This window comes from Streptomyces sp. NPDC002669, from assembly GCF_042889165.1.
Classification (GTDB): Bacteria; Actinomycetota; Actinomycetes; order Streptomycetales; family Streptomycetaceae; genus Streptomyces.
Map to the genome: position 1 here is coordinate 132191 of NZ_JBIAQQ010000004.1, position 18837 is coordinate 151027.

An 18837-nucleotide genomic window follows, 5' to 3' on the forward strand; every position below is an offset into this window, starting at 1 on the left:
CTGCGGCCCCGGCGGACGTTATCCGGCCGGTCCGGCGATGAATCCGCCGTTCCCCCCGTTTCCGTTGCCGCCGTTGCCGCCGTTGCCGCCGTTGCCACCGCCACCGTCGGGTGGCGTGGGTGACGTGGTCGGGAAGCCACCGGTGGCGCCCGAGTCCCCGCCGTTCGCACCGCTGTTGGTACCGCCGTTGTTGTGCTGGCAGTCCCAGTCCCACGCAGCGCAGCTCCCGGTCGGGTTGGGCGGCGACGGGGTGGTGCTCACCGGAGGCTTCTCGGTCTCCGTCTCGGACGGCGTGGGCGTCACTTCCTTGGTGGGCGTCGGCTTGGGGCTCTGCGCACCGCCGCCGTAGACCTTGTCGCCGATCTCTCCCGGCTCGGGGAAGGAAATGACCTTCTTCCCCTCCATCGCGCCGACCATGTAGTCGTGCCAGATCTGCGCCGGGAACGAGGCACCGTGGATCGTCTTCTCGCCACCCGTGCCGTACATCTTCTCGAACGCGCGGTTCTTGTTGTTCGCGTCGTCGTCGAGCCGGTACATGCTGATGGCCGTGGACAGCTGCGGCGTGTACCCGACGAACCAGGCGGACTTGTTGTCGTCCGTCGTACCCGTCTTGCCCGCCACGTCCCGGCCGGGGAGCTGCGCGGGGGTACCCGTCCCCTTGTCGACGACGTTCTTCAGGACGTCGGTGACGTTGTCGGCGATCGCGGGGTCGAAGGCGCTCTTGACGACCTCCTTGTGCTGGTAGATCACCTCGCCGCCGTGCTTCACCTCGGTGACCGAGTAGGGCTCGCGCTGCTTGCCGCTGTCCGCGAAGGTCGCGTACGCGCCGGCCATGCGGATCGCGCTGGGCGAGGACGTGCCGATGGAGAACGACGGCACGTGCGAGTCCGCCATCTGGTCGTCGTCCTTGAGCCCCGCGGCCATGGCGACGTCCTTCACCTTGTCGGTGCCGACGTCCATGCCGAGCTGCACGTACGGGGAGTTGGCGGACCACTGCATGGCCTCGCGGAGGGTGATGTTGCCCTTCGACTCATGTCCGTCGTTGGCCTGCAGCCACTCCTTGCCGTTCTCGTCGGTCCAGATCTCGCCGTTGTACTTCTTGATCTTCAGCATGTCGTCGGCGTTGTAGATGCTGAGCGGCGAGACCTTCGTGCGCTGCGACTCGTCCTGCTCCTCGCCGAGCGAGGGGTCGCGCTTGCCGTACTGCATCGCCGCCGCGAGCACGAAGGGCTTGAAGGTCGAACCGACCTGCGCACCGGTCGGATCGGCGTTGTTGGTGAAGTGCTTGGTCGCGTCCTGACCGCCGTAGATCGCCACGATGGCCCCGGTCTTGGGATCCACCGACCCGCCGCCGAACTGGACGTGGGTGTCCGTCTTGGGGCGTTCCTTCGGCCTGATCTTGCTGTCGTAGACCTTCTTGATCGCGGCTTCGAGCTGCTCGACCTTCTTCTTGTTGAAGGTGGTGCGGATCTCGTAGCCGCCCTGGGCCAGCATGTCCGCCGTGATGCCCCGGTCGTTGTTGTTGAGGAAGGACTTCTTGGCGAGGTCGACCAGGTAACCGACCTGACCGCCCAGCTGGGCGTCCTTCTGCGGCGGCTTGGGCATCGGGAACTCGGTGTACTTGGCGCGCTCCGCCTTCGAGAGACGGCCGTCCTTCACCTCTTCGTCGAGGATCCACTTCCAGCGCTTCTTGGCCCGCGCGGTGTTCAGCTCCTTGGTCGCCTGCTCGGGGTCGACATCGGGAGCGCCCGCCGGATCGTAGTAGGACGCGCCCTTGAGCAGCGTCGCCAGGAAGGCGCACTCGCTCGGGTCCAGGTCTATCGCGTCCTTGCCGTAGTACGTGCGGGCCGCCGCCTGGAGCCCCGAAGCGCCTCGTCCGTAGTACGAGACGTTCAGGTAGCCCGTGATGATTTCCTTCTTCTTCATGTCATTGCTGACCTTGAGCGTGATGAAGAGTTCCTGGAACTTCCGGCTCAGGGTCTGTTCCTGGGACAGACGCGAGTTCTTCACGTACTGCTGGGTGATCGTGGAGCCACCTTGCGTCTCGCCCCCGGTGGCCATGTTGAACAGGGCTCGGGCGATGCCCATGGGGTCGATGCCCCGGTCGTGATCGAAGGTCTTGTTCTCCGCCGAGATGACGGCGTCCCGCATCGACTTGGGGATCTGCTCGTAGCTGATGATCTGGCGGTTGACCTCACCGCCCGTGGCGACCATCTGCTTGCCGTCGTCCCAGTAGTAGACGTTGTTCTGCGCCTTCGCGGCCTCGTTCACCTTGGGCTTGTCGACCATCGCGTAGGCGAGACCGGCGAGGCCCATGAGCAGGCCGAGGAAGCCGATGCAGAGGCCGGAGACCAGCCTCCAGGACGGAACCCAGCGCCGGAAGCCGTCCTTGTCGGCGCGGGGGTAGTCGATGAAGCGTTTCTTGCCCGGACGCCGGGCGCCACGGCCCCGCCCCCGGCCCGGCTCCTCGTGTCCTCCGCCACCGCGGCGACGGCCACCGCCTCCGCGGCCCGCCCCACCGCCCTCGGCGGCACGACGGCTCCCGCCACCACGCTGGGCGGCCCGTCTGGCCTCGGCGCGTCCGCCGTACGAATCGGAAGGTGTTTCAGACGTCACTTCGTGTGACGGAGCTGCGCGGCGTCCTGAGGAACGCTGGGCTGCTCGTCTGGCCGCGGCACGCCCGCCACCCTGTGGCTGCGGCGCTTTGCGACGGTGCTCGCTCATCGAACGACTACTCCTCGGGCAGGCGAGAGCGCCTGGAAGCGGCAGTTGAGATCCGGTCCCCCCGAATGACGGGCCGGCCCGGTGGCGGGCCCGTCCGCAGTGCGTCCGGCTGGTCCGCGAAAACTGACGCGCGGCGGCGTTTCGCGGTTTCCGGTGGTCTGCATGCCGCACAGACTACGCACGGTCAAAACCCACCTAGGGCCGAACTTCACCTCAAACAACGCAAGTCGGTGCCTACGAATTCGCGATGTGACGCCGTTCACGATGGTCCCTCTTGTCGCAACGCTGTCACCGATCTATCGTCGTGATGTATCGAGTCGATACATCAGCTCGGTACATCAGCCCGGCACAGGGTTCCGAGGAACCGCTTCGGAGGTTCCCCGGGAGCACTCGGAGAACGAGGAGGCGAAGTTGAGCAGGCGCTCCGGCATCCTCGAATTCGCCGTTCTCGGTCTGCTTCGTGAATCCCCGATGCACGGGTACGAGCTGCGCAAACGCCTCAACACCTCATTGGGGATCTTCCGCGCCTTCAGCTACGGCACCCTCTATCCCTGCCTCAAGACGCTGGTCGCCAACGGCTGGTTGATCGAGGAACCGGGTACCGCTCCCACCGACCTCCCGCCCACCACCGGCCGTGCGTCCGCTCCCGCCTCCTCACTGGCCGGACGTCGCGCGAAGATCGTCTACCGGCTGACGGCGGAAGGTAAGGAGCACTTCGAGGAGCTGCTCTCGCACACCGGTCCCGACTCCTGGGAGGACGAGCACTTCGCGGCCCGTTTCGCCTTCTTCGGCCAGACGGAGCGCGAGGTGCGGATGCGTGTGCTGGAGGGCCGGCGCAGCCGACTGGAGGAACGCCTGGAGAAGATGCGGGCCTCCTTGGCCCGCACTCGCGAGCGCCTCGACGACTACACGCTTGAGCTGCAGCGACACGGCATGGAATCCGTGGAGCGCGAAGTGCGCTGGCTGAACGAGCTCATCGAGAGCGAGCGGTCGGGACGGGATCAGCGACGGTCCTCGCCCGGGAGCGAAGCTCAGCAGAACACAGCAGGAGAGACGGGCGGCCTGCCCCGGCGCCGGGGTGACTCCCCGCCGGATCCGTCCGACGACACCGCAAAGTGAGGCCCCCGCAGTTCCGCGGGGCTTCATAGGGAACATCCAAAACACACAGGGAGCAACCGGAATGGGTTCGGTTCGCGTAGCCATCGTCGGCGTGGGCAACTGCGCCGCCTCGCTGGTCCAGGGCGTCGAGTACTACAAGGACGCCGATCCGGCCGGCAAGGTGCCCGGCCTGATGCACGTCCAGTTCGGCGACTACCACGTGCGTGACGTCGAGTTCGTCGCCGCCTTCGACGTCGACGCGAAGAAGGTCGGCCTCGACCTCGCGGACGCCATCGGTGCCAGCGAGAACAACACCATCAAGCTCTGCGACGTGCCGACCTCCGGAGTCACCGTCCAGCGCGGCCACACCCACGACGGTCTCGGCAAGTACTACCGCCAGACGATCGAGGAGTCCTCCGAGGCCCCGGTCGACATCGTCCAGGTCCTCAAGGACCGCGAGGTCGACGTCCTCGTCTGCTACCTGCCGGTCGGCTCCGAGGTCGCTGCGAAGTTCTACGCGCAGTGCGCCATCGACGCCAAGGTCGCGTTCGTCAACGCCCTCCCGGTCTTCATCGCCGGTACCAAGGAGTGGGCGGACAAATTCACCGAGGCCGGTGTCCCGATCGTCGGCGACGACATCAAGTCGCAGGTCGGCGCCACCATCACGCACCGCGTGATGGCGAAGCTCTTCGAGGACCGGGGCGTCATCCTGGACCGCACGATGCAGCTGAACGTCGGCGGCAACATGGACTTCAAGAACATGCTCGAGCGCGAGCGTCTGGAGTCCAAGAAGATCTCCAAGACGCAGGCCGTCACCTCCCAGATCCGGGACCGTGAGCTCGGCGAGAACAACGTCCACATCGGCCCGTCGGACTACGTCGCCTGGCTGGACGACCGCAAGTGGGCCTACGTGCGTCTGGAGGGCCGCGCCTTCGGTGACGTTCCGCTGAACCTGGAGTACAAGCTCGAGGTGTGGGACTCCCCGAACTCCGCCGGTGTCATCATCGACGCCCTTCGCGCCGCGAAGATCGCCAAGGACCGCGGCATCGGTGGCCCGATCCTCTCCGCGTCCTCGTACTTCATGAAGTCCCCGCCGGTCCAGTACTTCGACGACGAGGCCCGCGAGAACGTCGAGAAGTTCATCCGCGGCGAGGTCTCCAACTGACGCGACCGGAGTCGGCACGTCGGCGCGAGCCGGCGAGGAGCGGCAACGCTCCCGCCCCTCCGCATCGTCGAGGGCCCCCGGGCAATCCGCCCGGGGGCCCTCGACGTATGTGACTCTTGATCGCATGGCCGTCGTCGGTGATCTGCGCGTTCTCCTGCGTCTTCGGAACTTCCGTCGTCTGCTCGCCGTACGACTCCTCTCCCAGTCCGCCGACGGTGTCTACCAAGTGGCGCTGGCGGCGCACGTCGTCTTCTCCCCGGAGAAACAGGCCTCGGCCGGTGCCATCGCCTCGGCGATGGCCGTTCTGCTGCTCCCGTACTCGCTCATCGGCCCTTTCGCCGGCGTCCTGTTGGACCGCTGGTCACGCCGTCAGGTCTTCCTGTACGGGAATCTGCTGCGCGCCGCCCTCGCCTGCTGCACCGCGCTCCTGATCCTCGGCTCCGCGCCCGAATGGCTCTTCTACACCTCGGCCCTGTGCGTCACCGCGGTGAACCGCTTCGTACTGGCCGGTCTCTCGGCGGCGCTGCCACGCGTGGTCGACGACGAGCGGCTGGTGCTGGCCAACTCGCTCTCGCCCACCGCCGGTACGCTCGCCGCCACGGCCGGCGGCGGTCTCGCCTTCGTCGTGCGACTACTGGTCTCGGACTCCGACGCCGCGGTGGTACTGCTGGCCGCGTTGCTCTACCTCTCCTCGGCGCTGGCCTCCCTGACTCTCGGCATCCGGCTGCTCGGACCGGACCAGGAGGGGCACCGTGCCCGACTGGGAACGGCCCTGGCAGTCACCGCACGGGGCCTCGTCGACGGTCTGCGTCACCTGGCGGAGCGGAAGCCGGCCGCTCGGACGCTGGCCGCCATGGCCGTGATCCGTTTCTGCTACGGGGCCCTGACCGTGACGGTGCTGATGCTCTGCCGGTATGCCTGGACCGGTACCGATTCCGAGGGGCTGGCCCTTCTCGGACTGGCGGTGGGCGCCTCCGGTGCGGGGTTCTTCGCGGCAGCCGTGCTGTCCCCCTGGGCAGTGGGCCGGTTCGGACGGTTCGGCTGGACGGCGGTGTGCGCGGCGACGGCCGCCGTCCTCGTACCCGCGCTGGGGCTGTGGTTCGTCCCCGCTCCGATGCTGGTCGCGGCGTTCGTTCTCGGACTGGTCACCCAGGGCGCGAAGATCGCGACGGACACGGTGGTGCAGACCTCGGTGGACGACTCCTACCGCGGCCGGATCTTCTCCCTCTACGACGTGCTGTTCAACGTCGCCTTCGTGGGGGCCGCCGCAGTCGCCGCCGTGACGCTGCCACCCGACGGACGGTCTCCCGTAGTGGTGATCGGAGCGGCCGTCCTCTACGCGACCGTCGCCGCGGCGACGTTCCGATGGAGCCGCCCCACCGGTACGACCCTCCGGTCTCCGGGGCGGGAGGAGGCAGGTTGATGTTTCACGTGAAACAGCGCCCCCGCCGAACAGAAGTCCGTCCCTGACGCTCGAAACCCGCGGCCCGGACTACGGCGCCCGGATCACGGGTTCAACGGGTCAGGGGCACGGAGAGCAGGAGTGCGGTCATGTTTCACGTGAAACATGACCGCACGTCTTTCCCCCGTCACCCCGCCCCGGAGGCCCGGAGCTCTCAGCTCTGCGCGGCCCACCACTCCTTGAGCTTCCCGACCGCCGCCTCGCGCTCCATCGGCCCGTGCTCCAGCCGCAGCTCCAGCAGGAACGCGTACGCCTTGCCGATCACGGGCCCGGGGCCGATGCCCAGAATCTTCATGATCTCGTTGCCGTCCAGGTCGGGGCGGATGGCATCCAGCTCCTCCTGCTCCTGCAACTGGGAGATGCGCTCCTCAAGGCTGTCGTAGGTCCGCGAGAGGGCGGCGGCCTTGCGCTTGTTCCGCGTGGTGCAGTCCGAGCGGGTCAGCTTGTGCAGCCGTTCCAGCAGGGGCCCGGCATCGCGCACGTACCGCCGGACCGCGGAGTCGGTCCATTCGCCGTCTCCGTAGCCGTGGAAGCGCAGGTGGAGCTCCACCAGCTTCGAGACGTCCTTGACCATGTCGTTGGAGTACTTGAGCGCCGTCATCCGCTTCTTGACCATCTTGGCGCCCACCACCTCGTGGTGGTGGAACGAGACACGGCCGTCCTTCTCGAAGCGTCGCGTCCTCGGCTTGCCGATGTCATGGAGGAGAGCGGCCAGGCGCAGGGTCAGGTCGGGGCCGTCCTTCTCCAGGTCGATCGCCTGCTCCAAGACGGTCAGCGAGTGCTCGTAGACGTCCTTGTGACGGTGATGCTCGTCACTCTCCAGACGCAGGGCGGGGAGCTCCGGCAGCACCTGCTGCGCCAGCCCCGTGTCGACGAGCAGCCCGAGCCCCTTGCGGGGGTGGGCGGAGAGCAGGAGCTTGTTGAGCTCCTCCCTGACCCGCTCGGCGGAGACGATCTCGATGCGCCCGGCCATCTCCGTCATCGCGGCGACGACGTCCGGAGCGACGTCGAAGTCCAGCTGGGCGGCGAAACGGGCGGCGCGCAGCATGCGCAGCGGGTCGTCGGAGAACGATTCCTCGGGCGTTCCCGGGGTGCGCAGAACGCGCTCCGCCAGGTCCTCCAGACCGCCGTGGGGGTCGATGAAGTGCTTCTGCGGGAGCGCGACGGCCATCGCGTTGACCGTGAAGTCGCGGCGGACGAGGTCGGCCTCGATGGAGTCGCCGTAGGACACCTCGGGCTTGCGCGAGGTCCTGTCGTACGCCTCCGACCTGTAGGTGGTGACCTCGATCTGGTAGCCGTCCTTCTGGGCGCCCACCGTACCGAAGGCGATTCCGACCTCCCACACCGAGTCGGCCCACGGCCGGACGATCTTCAGCACGGTCTCGGGGCGGGCATCGGTCGTGAAGTCCAGGTCGTTCCCGAGCCGGCCGAGGAGAGCGTCCCGGACCGAACCTCCGACCAGGGCCAGGCTGAAGCCGGCGTCCTGGAAACGGCGGGCGAGGTCGTCGGCGACCGGGGAGACCCGCAGCAGTTCACTGACTGCGCGGTGCTGCACCTGGGTCAGGGCACGGGAGCTGTCTTCATTGGCGTTCGACACAACAGAAAAGGGTACGTGCCCGGACCGGCCCGGTCGTCCTGGTTTCGTCACGCCCCGCGGGGCTCTTCCCGATCTTGTAGTGCCCTCCCCGGCCACGGGCACCCGCGCACCTCGTTACCATGCGTGGACGCAGCAGCCGACAACCATCGACACCAGCTGACGACGACGAGGGACGGGTAAGCGCGTGGCCGAGCCGGCAGACATCCAGGGGATCGGTACCTCTCCTGCCCGCCGGTGGTTGCGGCGCGCCGCGGCCCTGATGACCGGCGCGCCGCTCGTCGCGGCGCTGCTGGCCGGGCCGGCCGCCCCCGCGGCGCGGGCGGGCGAGATCGGCAAGGCCCCCACCGGATCGCGGACCGTCGACGTGTCTCTGAACGGGGTGGCGCCGAGCGCCCCGGTCAAGGGGGACACCCTGACCATCTCCGGCACGGTGACCAACCGGGGCAAGGAAGCGATCACCCGGGCCACGGTCGATCTGCGGGTGGGTTCGAAGCTCCCCAGCAGGACGGCGATCGACGCCGCCGCCAAGCGCACCGACTTCGTGCTCGGCAGCGACCCCGCCCCGCTCGGCGGCAAGTACACGGTGAAGCTCGCGAAACTCCCTTCCGGAATCAGCCAGGACTTCACGCTGTCCGTCCCGGTCGGCAAGTTGGGGCTCGGTGACGACGGCGTCTACCAGCTCGGCGTCTCGCTGTCGGGGCAGACCTCCCGGGTCCCGTACGACCAGGTGCTGGGGATCGAGCGGACCTTCCTGCCCTGGCAGGAGGAGGAGCGCGACTCCAGGCCCGAGGTCACCTACCTCTGGCCGCTCATCGCGTCGGCCCACGTCACCGCCGAAACGGACACCGACGACCAGCGGACCCCCGTCTTCGCGGACGACAGCCTGGCCACCGAGCTGGCTCCGGGCGGACGCCTCGAACAGCTGGTCTCGCTGGGCAGCCGACTGCCTGTGACCTGGGTGATCGACCCGGACCTGCTGGCCAGTGCGGACGCGATGACGGGGGACTACCGCGTCAAGTCCGGTGACACCACCGTCGCCGGGAAGAACCAGGCCGTCGCCAAGAAGTGGCTCACCTCCCTCGAAGCCGCCGTGGCGGACGGGAAGGTCGTCGCGCTGCCGTTCGCCGATCCCGACCTGGCGTCCATCGCGCACCGTGGCAAGAACGTCTCGGGCACCCTCAGCCACCTCCAGACCGCCACGGAGGCGGCGGCGACGACGGTGCAGACCGTGCTCCACGTGAAACCGTCGACCGACTTCGCCTGGCCCGTCGACGGCGCGATCGACCCGTCGATCGTCGATGTCGCCACCTCGGCCGGTGCCCACAAGGTGATCGCCCGCAGCGACAGCCTCCAGGAGACGGGCAACCTGGCCTACACCCCGACCGCCGCCCGGCCCATCGGTGGCGGCACCACCGCGGTCGTAGCCGACGCCCGGCTCTCCACGGCCTTCCAGGGCGACATGTCGAAGGCGGAGGACTCCACCCTCGCCGTGCAGAAGTTCCTCGCGCTGACCCTCGCGCTGGCCGAGCAGGACACCGACGCGGAGCGGAGCATCGTCATCGCACCGCAGCGGATGCCCACGGTCGCCCAGGCGCAGTCGATGGCCCGCGCCCTGCACGGGCTCGACGACGAGCGCTGGACGCAGCCGCTCGGTCTCGTGGAAGCGGCCGGGGCGAAGCCCGACGCCAACGCCACGACGAGCGTTCCCAGGGCCTCCAAGTACCCGAAGAAGCTCCGCAGCCAGGAGCTGCCCACCCAGGCCTTCCAGGACATCAAGTCCACCCAGGTCTCGCTGGACAGCTTCCAGGTCATCCTCACCCAGACCGAGCGGGTGGTGACCCCCTTCGGCAACGCGCTCAATCGCTCCATGTCGACGTCGTGGCGCGGTCGGCCGCTTGAGGCCCAGCAGTACCGGGACTCGGTCCGCACCTATCTGCAGGGCCTCGTCAACGAGGTCCAGCTCATCTCGAAGTCGGATGTCACTCTGTCCGGCCGCAGCGCCACCATCCCGGTGACCGTGCAGAACCGGCTGCTGCAGGGCGTGGACCACCTGGTCCTCCGGCTGAAGTCGGAGAACGCCACCCGCCTCAAGCTGAACGACGGCGGAGCCGTGGCGGAACAGCCGATCCGCATCGGCCCCGGCCACAGCCAGTCCGTGAAGTTCGACGCCGCGGCCAACATCAACGGCCAGGTGCGGATGACGGCGCAGCTCTACACGGAGGACGGCACACCGTACGGCGGGGAGATGACCTTCACCGTGAAGGTCTCCGAGCTCACCCCGACCGTGCTGCTGGTCATCGCCGGAGGGCTGCTGCTCCTGGTCCTCGCGGGCGTCAGGATGTACACCCAGCGCAAGCGCGTCAACGCGGACGGTCCGGCCGACGGCGGCGAACCCGAGCAGCCGAGTGACCCGACGCCGGACACCGGTCCGGAAAGCGGGGAGCCTTCCGCCCCGGGTGAGAAAGTGGAACGTTGAGCGATGTCTGTCGTGGCCGGTCGGCCGGGGACGATGAGGTGGGGTTTCGATGAACGCGCCGTACGACGGTGACCGCGGTCAGGGTGCGGGCGGAGCCGGGCCCTCCGGCGGGCCTCCGGTGCCCCAGGGCCCCGGCCAGGTTCCGCCGACGCCCGACCCGTACCTCCAGGACGCCTACGATCGCGACCCCTACCGCGCCCAGGACCTGACCGTCCAGGACCCGGTGGCCGAGGCCCTGTACGACCGCGCCGCGCACCCGCCGCCGCCCCCGGGCACCTATCAGCAGCCCCATCCGCTCTACCAGCAGCCGCCCGCGGCGCAGTACCCGCCCGACCCGCGCGTCTGGGCCCAGACCCCGCCTCCCGAGCCCGACGGCCCGTCGCGGCACCTGCCGTACGGCGACAACGCGGCGACCACCCAGTTCGTCGGGGTGGATGACCTCGTCAGCCAGGCGTCCCGGGACGAGGAACAGCCCGACGCCTTCGCGCACCTCTTCCGGGACCAGGAGGGCCCGTCCGGCCCGGCGCCCGCCTCCGCGGCGCCCGAACCGGCTCCGGCGGCCGCTCCCCCGAAGTCCGGTGGCCGGGTCTCCGGGCTGCTGAAGTCCAGCGCCCTGATGGCGGCCGGCACCCTGGTGTCCCGCCTGACGGGGTTCGTCCGCAGCCTCGTGATCACCGCCGCGCTCGGTGCGGCCCTGCTCGGCGACAGCTTCACCATCGCGTACACCCTGCCCACGATGATCTACATCCTCACCGTGGGCGGCGGGCTCAACTCGGTCTTCGTGCCCCAGCTCGTCCGCTCCATGAAGGACGACGAGGACGGCGGCGAGGCCTATGCCAACCGGCTGCTGACCCTCGTGATGGTCGCGCTCGGCGTGATCGTCGCGATCGCGGTCTTCGCCGCCCCGTGGCTGATCCACATGATGTCTCCGACGATCGCCCAGGACGCGGCGGCCAACAGCGTCGCCGTGACCTTCGCCCGGTACTGCCTGCCGACCATCTTCTTCATGGGCGTGCACGTCGTGATGGGCCAGATCCTCAACGCCCGCGGCAAGTTCGGCGCGATGATGTGGACCCCGGTCCTCAACAACATCGTCATGATCTTCACGTTCGGCATGTTCATCTGGGTCTACGGCACGTCCGCCGAGTCCCGGATGGGCGTCGAGACGATTCCGGCGGAGGGGGTCCGGCTCCTCGGCATCGGCACGCTGCTCGGACTCGTCGTGCAGGCCCTGGCCATGATCCCGTACCTGCGCGAGGCGGGATTCCGGTTCCGTCCGCGCTTCGACTGGAAGGGACACGGGCTCGGCAAGACGATCAAGCTGGCCAAGTGGACCGTCCTGTTCGTCCTGGCGAACCAGGCGGGCGTGATCGTCGTCACCCAGCTCGCGACCTCGGCGGGCAAGCTGTCCGGCAAGGACGGCGCCGGCTTCCTCGGCTACTCCAACGCCCAGCTCATCTGGGGCATGCCGCAGGCGATCATCACCGTGTCCGTCATGGCGGCCCTGCTGCCCCGCATCTCCCGCGCCGCCCACGACAACGACCCGGGTGCCGTCCGGGACGACATCTCGCAGGGGCTGCGGAACTCGGCCGTCGCGATCGTGCCGGTGGCCTTCATGTTCCTCGCCCTCGGCCTGCCGATGTGCACCCTGATGTACTCCTCCGCCGGAACCGAGGCAGCCCGGTCGATGGGCTACATCCTCATGGCCTTCGGCCTCGGCCTGATCCCGTACTCCGTGCAGTACGTGGTGCTGCGCGGCTTCTACGCCTACGAGGACACCCGCACCCCCTTCTACAACACGGTCATCGTCGCCGCGGTCAACGCCGCCGCGTCGGCCCTCTGCTACGTGGTGCTGCCCGCCGAATGGGCCGTGGTCGGCATGGCAGCCTCGTACGGACTCGCCTACGCCGTCGGTGTGGGCATCGCCTGGCGGCGGCTGCGCAACCGTCTGGGCGGGGACCTGGACGGAGCCCACGTCGTACGCACCTACGCCCGACTGTGCATGGCCGCCGTGCCGGCGGCGGTGCTCGGCGGAGGCGTGGGCTTCGCCGTGCTCCTGGGCCTGGGCGAAGGCGCTTTCGGCTCGCTCGTCGCGCTGATCTGCGGCGGGGCCGTCCTGCTGGGCGTCTTCTTCGTCGCCGCCAAGCGCATGCGAATCGAGGAGATCAACGGCATGGTCGGCATGGTCCGAGGACGTCTCGGACGCTGACGTCCACCCGCCGCACAACCATCCCCGCCCCTTGCGTGTCGTGCATAGCGCCGGAGTGTGGGCACAATTGGCGTAACTGTGCAGAGCTGGCTGGCATCGCGCAACGGATGGGGAGGCAGGAACGACGGTGGCGGAACGTAGCACGGCTGCCGTCGACGTGGCCGACAACAGCGGCGACGAGCCGCTGACCGCCAAGGCGGACGAGGCCACGGCCGACGGGACGGCAGAAGCTCAGAACAACAGGACGAGCTCGGAGCCACAGGGGACGGACGGCGAGCGCACCGGCTCCAGGCCCACCCTGCCGACCCCTGATCTGCACAGTGGCCACAAACTTGCCAGACGCTACCGGCTCGAGGAATGCGTCACCCGTCTGGACGGATTCAGCAGCTGGCGGGCCGTGGACGAGAAGCTGCGTCGCGCGGTGGGCGTCCATCTGCTCCCCGCCGATCACCCCCGCGCCCGTTCCGTGCTGGCCGCGGCCCGGTCCTCCGCCCTGCTCGGCGACCCGCGCTTCGTGCAGGTGCTCGACGCGGTGGAGGAGGACGACCTCGTCTACGTCGTCCATGAATGGCTTCCCGACGCCACCGAGCTCACCTCCCTGCTGGCCTCGGGGCCGATGGACGCGCACGACGCGTACCAGCTCGTCAGCCAGGTCTCCCAGGCCATGGCCGCCGCGCACCGGGAAGGGCTCGCGCATCTGCGGCTCACCCCGGGCGCGGTGCTGCGCAGCTCGACCGGGCAGTACCGAATCCGCGGACTCGCGGTGAACGCCGCCCTGCGGGGCATCACCTCCGAGGGCCCGCAGCGTGCGGACACCGAGGCGATCGGCGCCCTTCTCTACGCCGCGCTGACCCAGCGCTGGCCGTACGAGAACGACGCGTACGGCCTGGCAGGGCTCCCCAAGGAAGTGGGGCTGATCGCCCCCGACCAGGTGCGGGCCGGTGTCCACCGCGGCCTCTCCGAGATCGCCATGCGCGCGCTGGCCAACGAAGGCGCCACCGCCTCCCGGCAGGAACAGCCGTGCACCACGCCGGACGAGCTGGCCAAGGCCGTGGCCGCGATGCCCCGCATCCGTCCGCCGGAGCCCGCCTTCACTGCCCCGCCCGAGTACCAGCGCACGACCTACCAGCAGGGCTCCTACGGCCGCCCGCCGAGCGGGCCCGTTCCCACGCAGCCCGTGGTCGCCGTGCCGCCGGCCCCGCTCCAGAGCCGCACCGGCAAGGTCCTCAAGTGGGCCGTGTCCGCACTGCTCATCGCCGCGCTGGGCCTCGGCAGCTGGCAGCTCGCCGAAACGCTCATCGACCGCCTCAAGGGCTCGGAGCCCGAGGAGACCACGCAGACCACTCCGAAGGACGGCGACGACAAGGCACCGGCCCCGCTCAAGCCTCTGCGGATCACCGGCGCGACGGAGTTCATGCCCAGCGGTTCGGGCATCAAGCAGGAGGACGTGCCGAAGTCCATCGACGGCGATGCGAGCACCGCCTGGGTCACCCCTCGCTATCAGGGGTACGCGAACTTCGGCAATCTCGCGCCCCGCAGGGACGGCAGCGGCATAGTCGTCGACCTGGGCAGCGTCCAGGACGTCTCCGGCCTGGAGATCGGCATGTACCGCAGCGGGCAGAAGATCGAGGTTCTCGCGGCCGGTGCGGACGCCTCCGCCCCGTCGTCGCTCTCGGACTTCCCGCAGCGCCTCACGGATCTCGAAACGGCGGGCAACGAGCTGAAGAAGACCTTGGAGAAGCCCGTACGGACCCGCTACGTCCTGATCCACGTCACCGAGCTCCCGGCGGACGGAACGGGTGGCTACCGGGGCGGGATTTCGGAGATCTCCGTACTCAACTGACGAAGAGGCCGGTGGGGACGCCCCACCGGCCTCCCTCATGTCCGGTGCCCGCATCGGACGGCGGTCCCACGCCCCCTGCCCCACCCGCTCGGAATCGTGATAGACAGACGCACCGCGACATGGAGAAAGGGAGGGAGGGGGAGGTGGCCGCCGAGCCGTCAGAACCACTCAGCGACTCAGACCTCCTCGCTCGCCACGTGGGCGGGGACCCCGATGCCTTCGGCGAGATCGTGAGGCGCCACCGCGACCGGCTGTGGGCTGTGGCACTGCGCACCCTGGGCGACCGCGAGGAAGCCGCCGATGCCGTCCAGGACGCCCTCGTCTCCGCGTTCCGGGCCGCCCACACCTTCCGTGGCCAGTCCGCCGTCACCACCTGGCTGCACCGCATCACCGTCAACGCCTGCCTCGACCGGGTCCGTAAGGCAGCCACCCGGAAAACGGCGCCCATCAACGACACCGAACGGTTCGAGCAACTCCTCGAACCGCATGAATCCGCGGAGGCCCCCGCGGAACGCCAGGACCTCCACCGTGAGCTGCTGGCCGCGCTCGCCACTCTCCCCGCCGAGCAGCGGGCCGCGCTCGTCCTCGTGGACATGCAGGGCTACCCCGTGGCCGAGGCGGCACGCATCCTCGACGTACCGGCGGGCACCGTGAAGAGCCGCTGCGCACGGGGGCGGGCCCGACTGGCCCCCCTACTCATCCACCTCCGCAGCGAGAACGCGGCAACCGACGGACTCGGCGCGGAAAGGAACCGGACGGGGCGCTCATCCGTCCCACCGGCATCGGGGCGGAGTAACACCGGCACGGGCGATCCCGCTGCAGTAGTGAAGGGCGGAGGTGGACGCGCATGACATCAACGACCGACACGACCCGGCATCCGGACGTCACGGAGATCTCCGATCTCGCGGAGGGGCTTCTCCCGCCGTCGCGTGCGGCAGAGGTCCACCAGCACGTGGAGGGGTGCGAGCCCTGCGGCGAGGTCCACGCCGCTCTCCAGGAGATCCGGGAACTGCTCGGCTCCGCGCCCGAGCCCCAGAGCATGCCCGACGATGTCGCGGACCGCATCGACGCCGCGCTTGCCGCCGAAGCCGCTCTCACGGACACCGGGGCACCCGACGACTCCGCACATGTTTCACGTGAAACGGAGCTTCTGCCGATACAGAAGTCCGCCCCGGATCCCGGCAACCCCCCGGGCCGCCCTGCGGGCCGTCCCCGCGCGGCCACGGGCCCCGGCCGTCGGCCGGTCCGGCGTCGCCGCCGCGTCGCCGTCCTCGGCGCCGCCCTTGGCGCAGCCATGATCGGGATGAGCGTCTTCATCCTCCAAGGGCTCCAGCCGACCCACGATTCCGCAGGCGTCAGCGCCTCGGACCGCCGCTCCGGCTCCACGACGAACAGCGAGGACGCCTTCTCCGACTCCCCGCTCGAAGGCCGGGTACGCACCCTCCTCCTGGACGCCGGCACGAAGCCGTCGGGCCCGAACGGTTTCCACAGCGAGAAGCAGGCCCCGCCCGTCGGGGCCCAGTCGACCCCCACGGACGGTTCGGCCACGCCGTCCCAGACGCCGCTGCGAGCACCCACCGTGTCGGTACCGGCCTGTGTGCAGCAGGGCATCGGCCGCGAGACCCCGGCCCTCGCCGCGGAAACCGGGACCTACGAAGGCACGGACGCCTTCCTCGTCGTCCTTCCGCACCCTTCCGACACCGGCCGTGTGCAGGCGTACGTCGTCGATGCCACCTGCGTCCGGAACTCCACGGGCAAGGGCGAACTCCTGCTGACCCGCACCTACGCGCGCCCCTGAGAAACGCTCCCGGCGCCGCTCCGACACCTCGGGGAATGCATCCCCCGTAGGATCCGTTGGGTGGGGTGAGAGTCGTTGAACCGACCCCAGTAGGCGTGGACAGTAGGCAGTCTGCAGAGACGAGGAAGAAACCCGTGAGCGACGTCCGTAACGTGATCATCATCGGCTCCGGCCCCGCGGGCTACACGGCCGCCCTTTACACCGCACGTGCCTCGCTGAAGCCGCTGGTGTTCGAGGGCGCCGTCACCGCCGGTGGCGCGCTGATGAACACCACCGACGTGGAGAACTTCCCGGGCTTCCAGGACGGGATCATGGGCCCCGAGCTCATGGACAACATGCGTGCCCAGGCCGAGCGCTTCGGCGCCGAGCTCGTCCCCGACGACGTCGTCTCCGTGGACCTCACCGGGGACATCAAGACGGTCACCGACACCGCCGGCACGGTTCACCGCGCCAAGGCCGTCATCGTGACGACCGGCTCCCAGCACCGCAAGCTCGGTCTGCCCAACGAGGACGCCCTCTCCGGACGCGGCGTCTCCTGGTGCGCCACCTGCGACGGGTTCTTCTTCAAGGACCAGGACATCGCCGTGGTGGGCGGCGGCGACACCGCGATGGAGGAGGCGACCTTCCTCTCCCGCTTCGCCAAGTCGGTCACCATCGTCCACCGCCGGGACACGCTGCGTGCCTCCAAGGCCATGCAGGAGCGTGCCTTCGCCGACCCGAAGATCAAGTTCGCCTGGGACAGCGAGGTCGCCGAGGTCCAGGGCGAGCAGAAGCTGTCGGGTCTGACCCTTCGGAACACCAAGACCGGCGAGACCTCCGAACTCGCGGTGACCGGCCTGTTCATCGCGGTGGGCCACGACCCGCGCACCGAACTCTTCAAGGGCCAGCTCGACCTCGACGAAGAGGGTTACCTCAAGGTCGAAGCCCCCTCGACCCGCACCAACCTCACCGGTGTCTTCGGTGCCGGTGACGTGGTCGACCACACCTACCGGCAGGCCATCACCGCTGCCGGCACGGGCTGCTCGGCCGCTCTCGACGCCGAGCGCTTCCTTGCCGCGCTCGCCGACGAAGAGAAGGCCGCCGCAGCCGCCGTCTGATCCACGCCTCTCACCCCACACCCCCAAGAAGTTAAGGAGGTCGCCGTGGCCGGCGCCCTGAAGAACGTGACCGACGACTCCTTCGACGAGGTCGTCCTGAAGAGCGAGAAGCCCGTGCTGGTGGACTTCTGGGCCGCCTGGTGCGGCCCGTGCCGCCAGATCGCCCCCTCCCTGGAGGCCATCGCCGCCGAGCACGGCGAGCAGATCGAGGTCGTCAAGCTCAACATCGACGAGAACCCGGCCACAGCTGCCAAGTACGGCGTCATGTCCATCCCGACCCTGAACGTCTACCGGAGCGGCGAGGTCGCCAAGACCATCGTCGGCGCCAAGCCGAAGGCCGCGATCCTCCGCGACCTCGAAGACTTCATCGGCGCGTAGCACCGCAACACGATGTTTCACGTGAAACGGGTCCGCCCCTCGGGGACGGACCCGTTTCACTTTTCCGTGAGCAGGTGGATCACAGCGGTCTGAGGGCAGGTTCCTTCTGCACCGCACCCAGCAGCCGGTCCAGCGCCAGCTCGACGTCTTCCTTCCAGGAAAGCGTCGTCCGCAGCTCCAGCCTCAGCCTCGGATGAACCGGGTGCGGCCGTACGGTCTTGAAGCCGACTGCCAGCAGATGATCTGCGGGGAGCACACAGGCAGGCTCCTTCCAGCGGGCGTCACCGAACGCTTCGATCGCTTTGAACCCCCGTCGCAGCAGATCTTTGGCAACGGTCTGCACCATGACCCTGCCGAGCCCCTGCCCCTGATAGCCGGGCACGATCCAGGAAGTCATCAGCTGCACGGCATCGGGGGAGACCGGGCTGGTGGGAAACGCCATCGACCGCGGCACATAGGCCGGTGGCGCGTAGAGGACGAAGCCCACCGGCACCTCGTCGACGTAGACCACGCGGCCACACGATCCCCACTCCAGGAGAACGGCCGAGATCCACGCCTCCTTCTCCAGAGCAGATGTCCCCGCCTTCAGCGCGGCTTCTCCGCTGACGGGGTCGAGCTCCCAGAAGACGCACGATCGGCAGCGTCCGGGGATATCGGAAAGGTTGTCCAGTGTGAGCGGTACGAGCCGACGCCCCATGAAGGCTGTTCCTCGCTTCCTTCACTCGTCGCATCGCGTACGACGGTCAGTGCACCCCGTTCGAGAAGCAGGCCACCGGCAAAGCCCTCGCAGGTTCCCGGGCCCGGTTCCACCGTCATCGATCGACTGCGGCTCACTGGTCGCATGGCCCTCCCCACCGAGGCGACTCAAGCCGGATGTGCCATACCGGAACGCATCGTATCCACCCGAAGATGAAGCCGACACCGGGAGAAAGCAAAGGGCGGGCCGTGTTCCGGCAACCGCCGGAAACACCGCCCGCCCACCATCCCGTC

At 68.9% G+C, this 18837-nt stretch carries 13 protein-coding genes; 10 read left to right on the plus strand and 3 right to left on the minus strand.

The annotated features are described in order from the left end of the window. Positions 1 to 18 precede the first annotated feature (18 nt). Positions 19 to 2724, minus strand: a complete 2706-nt coding sequence (locus ACFYW1_RS07505) for a transglycosylase domain-containing protein (protein WP_388988492.1) — start codon at positions 2722 to 2724, stop codon at positions 19 to 21. A 411-nt stretch (positions 2725 to 3135) separates the two neighbouring features. Here ACFYW1_RS07505 and ACFYW1_RS07510 point away from each other — a divergent pair, with 411 nt between their 5' ends. The 3 genes from ACFYW1_RS07510 to ACFYW1_RS07520 all read left to right on the plus strand — a co-directional run bounded on the left by ACFYW1_RS07510 (position 3136) and on the right by ACFYW1_RS07520 (position 6410). Next, positions 3136 to 3843 carry a helix-turn-helix transcriptional regulator gene (locus ACFYW1_RS07510; RefSeq protein WP_388988495.1) on the plus strand — a complete coding sequence of 236 codons (708 nt, stop codon included), beginning with the start codon at positions 3136 to 3138 and terminating at the stop codon, positions 3841 to 3843. A 61-nt stretch (positions 3844 to 3904) separates the two neighbouring features. Further along, entirely contained in the window at positions 3905 to 4987 is a 1083-nt protein-coding gene (locus tag ACFYW1_RS07515; protein ID WP_388988498.1) for an inositol-3-phosphate synthase, read from the plus strand. A gap of 124 nt (positions 4988 to 5111) precedes the next feature. Next, positions 5112 to 6410, plus strand: a complete 1299-nt coding sequence (locus tag ACFYW1_RS07520; protein ID WP_388988501.1) for an MFS transporter — start codon at positions 5112 to 5114, stop codon at positions 6408 to 6410. Between the two features lie 193 nt (positions 6411 to 6603). Here ACFYW1_RS07520 and ACFYW1_RS07525 read toward each other — a convergent pair whose 3' ends face one another. Beyond that, positions 6604 to 8046 (minus strand): CCA tRNA nucleotidyltransferase, encoded by a 1443-nt coding sequence (locus ACFYW1_RS07525; RefSeq protein WP_388988505.1) that lies wholly within the window; start codon positions 8044 to 8046, stop codon positions 6604 to 6606. 184 nt (positions 8047 to 8230) lie between these two features. Between ACFYW1_RS07525 and ACFYW1_RS07530 the strand changes: the two genes are divergently transcribed. The 7 genes from ACFYW1_RS07530 (at position 8231) to trxA (ending at position 17847) form a co-directional block, all read left to right on the plus strand. Then, a complete protein-coding gene (locus tag ACFYW1_RS07530; protein WP_388988508.1) occupies positions 8231 to 10522 on the plus strand; it encodes a DUF6049 family protein in 2292 nt (763 codons plus the stop codon). Positions 10523 to 10571: 49 nt separating this feature from the next. Continuing rightward, complete coding sequence (gene murJ, locus ACFYW1_RS07535) at positions 10572 to 12731, plus strand: murein biosynthesis integral membrane protein MurJ (protein ID WP_388988511.1); 2160 nt, start codon at positions 10572 to 10574, stop codon at positions 12729 to 12731. A gap of 127 nt (positions 12732 to 12858) precedes the next feature. After that, complete coding sequence (locus ACFYW1_RS07540; RefSeq protein ID WP_388988514.1) at positions 12859 to 14574, plus strand: serine/threonine protein kinase; 1716 nt, start codon at positions 12859 to 12861, stop codon at positions 14572 to 14574. A gap of 119 nt (positions 14575 to 14693) precedes the next feature. Then, complete coding sequence (gene sigM / locus ACFYW1_RS07545; protein WP_388988517.1) at positions 14694 to 15425, plus strand: RNA polymerase sigma factor SigM; 732 nt, start codon at positions 14694 to 14696, stop codon at positions 15423 to 15425. Further along, positions 15422 to 16372 carry an anti-sigma factor family protein gene (locus tag ACFYW1_RS07550; protein WP_388988520.1) on the plus strand — a complete coding sequence of 317 codons (951 nt, stop codon included), beginning with the start codon at positions 15422 to 15424 and terminating at the stop codon, positions 16370 to 16372. Before sigM ends, ACFYW1_RS07550 begins: the two co-directional genes overlap by 4 nt. A gap of 134 nt (positions 16373 to 16506) precedes the next feature. Next, positions 16507 to 17469, plus strand: coding sequence for a thioredoxin-disulfide reductase (trxB, locus tag ACFYW1_RS07555; RefSeq protein ID WP_388988523.1), 963 nt, complete (start codon positions 16507 to 16509; stop codon positions 17467 to 17469). A 45-nt stretch (positions 17470 to 17514) separates the two neighbouring features. Further along, complete coding sequence (gene trxA, locus ACFYW1_RS07560) at positions 17515 to 17847, plus strand: thioredoxin (protein ID WP_388988526.1); 333 nt, start codon at positions 17515 to 17517, stop codon at positions 17845 to 17847. Between the two features lie 79 nt (positions 17848 to 17926). On the opposite strand, the gene ACFYW1_RS07565 is transcribed toward trxA, so the two are convergent. Beyond that, positions 17927 to 18544, minus strand: a complete 618-nt coding sequence (locus ACFYW1_RS07565; protein ID WP_388988529.1) for a GNAT family N-acetyltransferase — start codon at positions 18542 to 18544, stop codon at positions 17927 to 17929. Positions 18545 to 18837 lie beyond the last annotated feature (293 nt).

What these genes read in the sequence shown, in the direction of transcription:
- ACFYW1_RS07505 (WP_388988492.1), bottom strand. Translation starts at nt 2,724, where the DNA reads ATGAGCGAGCACCGTCGCAAAGCGCCGCAGCCACAGGGTGGCGGGCGT.
- ACFYW1_RS07515 (WP_388988498.1), top strand. Translation starts at nt 3,905, where the DNA reads ATGGGTTCGGTTCGCGTAGCCATCGTCGGCGTGGGCAACTGCGCCGCC.
- ACFYW1_RS07520 (WP_388988501.1), top strand. Translation starts at nt 5,112, where the DNA reads ATGGCCGTCGTCGGTGATCTGCGCGTTCTCCTGCGTCTTCGGAACTTC.
- murJ (WP_388988511.1), top strand. Translation starts at nt 10,572, where the DNA reads ATGAACGCGCCGTACGACGGTGACCGCGGTCAGGGTGCGGGCGGAGCC.
- sigM (WP_388988517.1), top strand. Translation starts at nt 14,694, where the DNA reads ATGGAGAAAGGGAGGGAGGGGGAGGTGGCCGCCGAGCCGTCAGAACCA.
- ACFYW1_RS07550 (WP_388988520.1), top strand. Translation starts at nt 15,422, where the DNA reads ATGACATCAACGACCGACACGACCCGGCATCCGGACGTCACGGAGATC.
- ACFYW1_RS07565 (WP_388988529.1), bottom strand. Translation starts at nt 18,544, where the DNA reads ATGGGGCGTCGGCTCGTACCGCTCACACTGGACAACCTTTCCGATATC.